Annotated in this window: 7 protein-coding genes; 4 read left to right on the forward strand and 3 right to left on the reverse strand. The window is 45.5% G+C overall.

What is annotated here, in order from left to right; translation table 11 throughout:
• The first annotated feature begins 128 nt into the window (after positions 1 to 128).
• The 4 genes from QFX39_RS07570 to QFX39_RS07585 are packed head-to-tail and all read left to right on the forward strand — an operon-like array spanning position 129 to position 2,260.
• Entirely contained in the window at positions 129 to 569 is a 441-nt protein-coding gene (locus QFX39_RS07570) for a thioredoxin fold domain-containing protein (protein ID WP_300479032.1), read from the forward strand.
• A 4-nt stretch (positions 570 to 573) separates the two neighbouring features.
• Positions 574 to 1,155, forward strand: a complete 582-nt coding sequence (locus QFX39_RS07575; RefSeq protein WP_300479034.1) for a cytochrome c biogenesis CcdA family protein — start codon at positions 574 to 576, stop codon at positions 1,153 to 1,155.
• A gap of 39 nt (positions 1,156 to 1,194) precedes the next feature.
• Entirely contained in the window at positions 1,195 to 2,043 is an 849-nt protein-coding gene (locus QFX39_RS07580; protein ID WP_300479036.1) for an NAD(P)-dependent oxidoreductase, read from the forward strand.
• Positions 2,044 to 2,068: 25 nt separating this feature from the next.
• Positions 2,069 to 2,260: a hypothetical protein gene (locus tag QFX39_RS07585; RefSeq protein ID WP_300479037.1), complete on the forward strand. Its 192-nt coding sequence runs from the start codon at positions 2,069 to 2,071 to the stop codon at positions 2,258 to 2,260.
• Between the two features lie 24 nt (positions 2,261 to 2,284).
• Here QFX39_RS07585 and QFX39_RS07590 read toward each other — a convergent pair whose 3' ends face one another.
• From QFX39_RS07590 to mer, 3 genes are all read right to left on the reverse strand, one after another.
• Positions 2,285 to 3,568, reverse strand: coding sequence for an adenylyltransferase/cytidyltransferase family protein (locus tag QFX39_RS07590; protein ID WP_300479040.1), 1,284 nt, complete (start codon positions 3,566 to 3,568; stop codon positions 2,285 to 2,287).
• Positions 3,569 to 3,587: 19 nt separating this feature from the next.
• Positions 3,588 to 4,655: an archaeosine biosynthesis radical SAM protein RaSEA gene (locus tag QFX39_RS07595; protein ID WP_300479042.1), complete on the reverse strand. Its 1,068-nt coding sequence runs from the start codon at positions 4,653 to 4,655 to the stop codon at positions 3,588 to 3,590.
• Between the two features lie 171 nt (positions 4,656 to 4,826).
• Positions 4,827 to 5,792 (reverse strand): 5,10-methylenetetrahydromethanopterin reductase, encoded by a 966-nt coding sequence (mer, locus tag QFX39_RS07600; protein ID WP_147671149.1) that lies wholly within the window; start codon positions 5,790 to 5,792, stop codon positions 4,827 to 4,829.
• Positions 5,793 to 6,298: the final 506 nt, after the last annotated feature.

The following is a 6,298-nucleotide window of genomic DNA, read 5'->3' on the forward strand; positions in this document are numbered from 1 at the left end:
ACTGTATGTTTCCGGCGGTCTGATACTTAAGTGGATGTTAATTAAACTCTGAACTGTATGTTTCCGGCGGTCTGATACTTAAGTGGATGTTAATTAATTCATATATCTGGTAATATGCTGGTGGTAGGATGGATGTGACTAAGAAATGGGCCATTGCAGGTGTTCTGCTGGGGGTGATGGTTATACTTCTCATGTACTCAACCCAGCTACACGACACCTCACAGAAAAATGAAACCCAGAATAAGGAGTTCAGGTGGTATAACAGCCCCCAGGAGGCCATAGACGAGGCATCAAAGCATAATAAGAGGGTCATTCTCATATTCTCAGCCTCATGGTGTCCATCCTGCAGGAAACTTGAAGAGGAAACACTGCAGAACCCGGATGTTTTAGGGAAGATTTCAGAGAACTACATTGCAGCGAAGATTGACGTTGACTCCAATCCATCGGCCGCATCAACTTATGGTATCTATGTGATTCCAACCACCATCATACTGGATTCCTCGGGAAATGAGATAGGAAGAAGAGAGGGATACATGGCCCCTGAGGAGTTCCTCTCATATCTGGGGTAAAGCCATGCATGAATACATCCTGTCATTTGCTGCAGGGATATTTTCAGCCCTATCCCCATGCATAATCCCTGTTGTACCCATCCTGTTCTCTGAGGCAATCATGGGGGATAAAAGACAGATTGCATTTTTTTCAGCCGGGTTTGCCTCGGTATTTTTCTCTGTGATACTGTTAACAGCCGTATTCACAGCAGCCGTGAATTACTACCTCCTCTATCTGCGCATACCCGCATCCATTGTGATAATAGTCATGGGGGTCTGGCTTCTATCTGAGAAACCCCTCCTTTCATTCAGGGTTCCAGCCACCGAAAATCACCTTCTTCTGGGGTTCCTCACGGCCCTTGCCTGGGCACCCTGCTACAGCCCATACCTGGTAACTGTTATATCATACTCTGCTCTGGAAACCGGGAGTGTTATTCTTAACATGCTCCTCTACACAGGAGGTTTATCAGCGGTACTTATCGCCCTGGCTTTAATGGCAGAGCAACCATTTAAAAGGCTCGCGGAAAGGACAGGGTATCTGAGAAAATTTGGAGGTTTCATGGTAATGGCTGCAGGTATCTACATGCTTTACCAGCTGATTGGATAAAACTGCAAGTTAAATATGCAGAAATCTTAGGTGATAGTCATGAGGGTAGGATTCATAGGTTTCGGGGAAGTTGCATACACCCTCGCCTCAAGGCTCAGGGATGAGGGTGTTGATGTGCTAACCTCCCTTGAGGGTAGGAGCACCAGGACGGTGAAACTTGCAGGAGAGGCGGGAGTTCTTGATGTGCCACAGGAAGAGGTCTATTCTGCGGATATTGTTATATCGGCTGTCACCCCCTCGGTGGCGGTTGAGGCGGCAAGGGAGGCAGGGAAACATGTAAAGGGGGTTTACGTTGATATAAACAACATAGCACCGAGAACGGTAAGGAAGGCCAGCTCCTTCATAAAAAACGGCAGATTCGCTGACGCCGCCATAATGGGGAGCGTCCGGAGGAAGGGCGCCGGTGTGCTCATAATAGCTGCCGGTGAAGGCGCTGAGGATTTCATGAAACTTAACAGGTATGGATTGAACATTGAGGTCCGCGGCCAGAGGCCAGGGGATGCATCGGCAATCAAGATGCTCAGAAGCAGCTACACGAAGGGTGTTTCAGCCCTTCTCTGGGAAACACTCCTTTCAGCACACATGATGGGCCTTGAGAAGGACGTCATGGAGGTACTTGAGTACACTGAGGGAACGGATTTCAGGGAATCCACGCTTTCGAGGTTGAGAAGTTCCATAATCCATGCAGGAAGGAGATATGAGGAGATGATGGAGGTTCAGGGAATGCTTGAGGAGGTCATTGAACCCGCCATGCCATCATGCATCATGAAGGTATTTGAAAGGCTCAATGAAATTGATGCACCACATAATGCAGATTACAGTGACCTCCTAAGACTGGTGGCAGGGAAATATCAGCCACCACATGGCGATGCAGATATAAACGGGTAAAAATATAATATCCACTGGTGGGGAAATGAACTCAGACCTTGAAAGTGAATGTGCCGCAAACCTCATGGAACTTGTGGGGAAAAGGGTTGTTGATGTGGAATTCAGGGCCCATGATAATAAATGCTGGAGAATCTACATAACCACCGATTCAGGGAGAATAGTGATGACATTCTGCAGGGACTGGAAATGCCCTGTTGTTGAGAAAAGAGATAGTTAAAGATCTTCCAGATTCAATGGAAGGTTAATTGATTTTCACAAGGACTCTGAAGCCCTTCTTCCTTTTTTTTACCGTCGCATGGAACGGTATTATATGTGAATCTATTATGAGTCGAAGGTAGGTTGCCATCTGGGCTGAAAGATGAAGAGGACTCCTTATCTTGACCCCATTCCTTATCTGGCAGGATAAGATATCGTTCTGGTCAACGTATATGTGGGCATCCATTCCGTCGCTTATTTTCCTTAGCTCATGTCTTCTCAGACTCAACCCTGCCTCAAAGGATGATGGGGCGTTCACTTCATGCCGGCCCGTGAGGAACATTTCATTGGCCCTTCCTGAACTCATCCCCTCGGTGACCTTCTCTGAGACAAACCAGGCCCTATCAATCAGGTTACCCACCCGTTGATCCGGTGGAATCCACCCCTTCTCGGTGTAGTGTTCAATGAGGTCCCTTACCTCCTCTCTACTTACATTCATCTCTATTGAACTCATGGCAAGCCTCGTCAGCACGGGACCATAGCCGGCCTTTCGGAAGGTGGCCCATATATGACCCTCTCTGTAATATTTCCTGTTTCTCACGATGGAGTTGACGGCGTCTGCATTGAGGTAGGCTATTTTCATTAGTTCCCCGCGGGATAAATTGTTCATTCTTTCCATTATAGCCTCAAGGTTTCTCCTGCCGGGTATGGTTCCCTTTTCTATTTCCCTTTCAAGGATTCTGATGGTTGATTCTGGCAGAACACTCTGGACACTGGGAGGTATCTCCATGTTATTATCAATTATCTCCTGTCGTATCTCCCTTCCGGAAATTTTTGAGCCATCAACGGTAAGTTCCGGGATTATGTGGAACTTCATTTTTCGCCTGTACTTGCTGTAAAGGAATTCATTAACCGCAAACCACCTTATTACGTTTCTGTTTGGGAGGTCGCGTGGTATACCACTGAACACGCCCCTTGATGCAAATTCCATCGCCTTTTTGATTATGAGGTCAGGTGAGACATTTGCAGCATCAACATAGTCAACCACACCATCCTCTATCATCATGGCTATCCTTATTGGCACCGTATATGCAAGGGTCAGGCGGTAGTGGAGTCCATCAATGGGAACAACCCTGTCAGCCCCTGCTGCAAGGGCCATTTCCTTCCTCGCTTCGTAGGGAACAAAAAAGGGGGCGTGGTTTGCACTGAAATCCCTGTTGAGGTAAATTACAACCTCATCACCGGTTTCATCTGCTATTTCGCGACCCTTCTCTATGAGTCTCACATGGCCGAGGTGTACTGGATCAAAATCAGCGCTTATGCCAATCATTGCTCATCAGTCCATGATTTTAGCTGTATTCACTGTATTTTATATCCGTGGATGCGGTGGTCTCTGAAAACTTCAACTCAGCCAGCCACTGTGATCTGCATTCGCATTCATAGGGGGGTACCTGGGTCTGCTCAAGGTTTGCCCTGATTATGAGATTCTTGAGGTCTCTGTTACATTTTTTGCAGTTGTAGGGACCTCTGGATGTCCCAAAACCAGATGTATCCATTATGGCGGGTACTGAAACCTTTTCTCTTGTCCTGTTGATTATTTCAATGAGGCTCCATATCCATGGGGGTCTGTAGGAGCCCTTTCTCCAGAGGTCCTCAATAAGGGTCCCCCTGTGCACTGTTGATGGGCAGAAGGATAGGCGGTCAACACCGACCTTTTCAGCATAAATGGCTGTGGAAATGGCTTCCTCCACAGCCCGTTTTTCTGAGACCAGAATCGGCTTTACGAGGATGTATGCCTTTGATCTGACGTTAAAATCCCCTTTAAGGTCACTGAGGGTGTTAACTGCCCTTTCAAATTCACTGTTACTGAAACCCTTGTTTATCTTCATCAGCCTTGTATTTTCATTGCAGGTTTCAAGTCCAATGCTTATCTCAACTATCTTATCAGCTGCAAGTTCACAGCATCTTGCAACAGCTTCCTCGTTTATATACTCGGGCCTGGATTCGAATATTATTTCCTCAACATTTTCCAGGGCGCTGAGTCTGCTTAGTATGTGCTCCACTGCCTCCTGGGGGAACTCTTCAGGGTTCAGGAAGCTTCCAGAGGTGAATATCTTAACAGCTGTTTTTTCCTCAAGTTCGTAACGGGATATGATACCCTCGAATATTTCGATAATCTCGTCTGCATCCACAGGTTCCAGAAACGAGTCAGAGATGTAGCTGCACATTGTACAGCCACCGGTTTCTGATAGGGCCCATGAGCAGCCTATGGTGGGAAGTATCATAAAAAGGGCCCTTCCCTTGCCTGAGTATAATAGATCTTCCTGGATCCAGCTTGCTGAGAGCTCATCTGGACTTTTTGGTTTTATTTTCTTCAGGGCCTTTTTTCTTGTCCTGGATGCTAATTTACTGATCATTTTAATCCTATAGTGATCTGGTGGTTTTGTTTATTTAATTAAGGTGACTGAACAGTGTTTATGTTGATGGATTGTAGGACTTTTTATTTAAATTTAATCAGACCAGTAAAAAATAGTTTAGAATTAAGGCAGAGAATAATTTAAAATTAGTAAAATAAAAGGTTTCTGGGATTAGAAGCTTGCTATAACTTCTCCCAGGAGTTTTATTGATTTTTCTTTATCTGGACCTATTGGTGATCCTGCGACGTACTGTGTTACGCCCATTTCACCGAGGGCTTCAATTTTTGGTATGAATTCGTCAGGTGTACCTACAACTGAGAATGCTTCCATGAGTGCGTCGTCAACTGCACCTATTGCTCCACCAAAGTCCCCTTTACCGAGGAGTTCACCGAATTTTTTACCGGTGTCAGCTGGCAGGCCGTGTCTTTCAAATACTGGTGGTGGTGATCCTGCTGCGATGAATGCAACAACTATTTTTGCTGCGTTGGCAGCTGCAGCTGCATCTTCATCGATTGAACAGCATGTGTATGCTGCAACGTCAATGTCTGCGAGGCTCTTACCTGCGGCTTCAGCACCTTCCTTTATGAGTGGCACTGCTGCTTCGAAGTCTTTTGGGTTTGATGCGTTTATGAGTGCACCGTCAGATATTTCACCTGCTGTTTTAAGCATCATTGGGCCCTGAGCACCCATGTATATGGGTATCTTTTCCTGTACAGCCTTTACACCCATTAACTGGGCACCGCTTTCTGTTTTTTCGCCGGCGAGGAGGGTTCTCATCATTGCAATTGCATCTCTTATTGTTGAGACGGGTTTAACCCATTCGATTCCAAGGGCATCGAAGGTAGCTTTGTCACCGGGGCCAATACCTAAAGTTGCTCTTCCGTTTGAAAGCTCGTCAAGTGTGGCTATGGCTGATGCTGTTATTGCAGGGCTTCTCACGTAGGGGTTTGTGACACCTGGGCCGAGTTTTATTGTTTCTGTTCCCTCTGCAATCAGGGCAAGGGTCTCGTATACATTCTTGTTGTTGTAGTGGTCTGTGATCCAGGCGTATTCGAAGCCCACGTCTTCAGCCAGTTTCACGAGCTTCACTATCTTTTCTATTGGCTCATTTGGAACAAATTCGATACCAAACTTCATAATTTATCACCATTTAAAACTTTATCCGTCCTATAAAAATAATTTGTTATTTAATGATAATCGAAAGTTTTAAATAAGGATGCTGTGCTATAATGGGAATCTTTCAATGAGAATATATGTGTGGGGAGTTTTTTCTGACCTTTAAATGCCGCAATATCTGTTTATGACGCATTCTTTACAGGTTTCTTGGTCAGGTCCTGCCAATTAATATAAAATTAGTATAATAATACCATGTCAATCAATGGCCATTTACCGCAATCTTTATATAATACAAATATTATAATATTAACTTATCCGGTACATGACACCTGTCATGGAATGACGGTCCCACCTTTGCAATTTTTTCGATTTTGTTTGTGTTTGGTGGGGGTCTGTGTACTGGGTGTGCCATGGTTTGTCCAGTGGCGCGGGTTCATGAGCTTAACCATTAAGGCTTGCGGTGATTGACCCGGTTCATAACCATGGTAAAACATATCACGATCATGAGAGCCGCAATAAAGAATTGC

This window comes from Methanothermobacter sp. (assembly GCF_030055425.1).
Taxonomy (GTDB): Archaea; Methanobacteriota; Methanobacteria; order Methanobacteriales; family Methanothermobacteraceae; genus Methanothermobacter.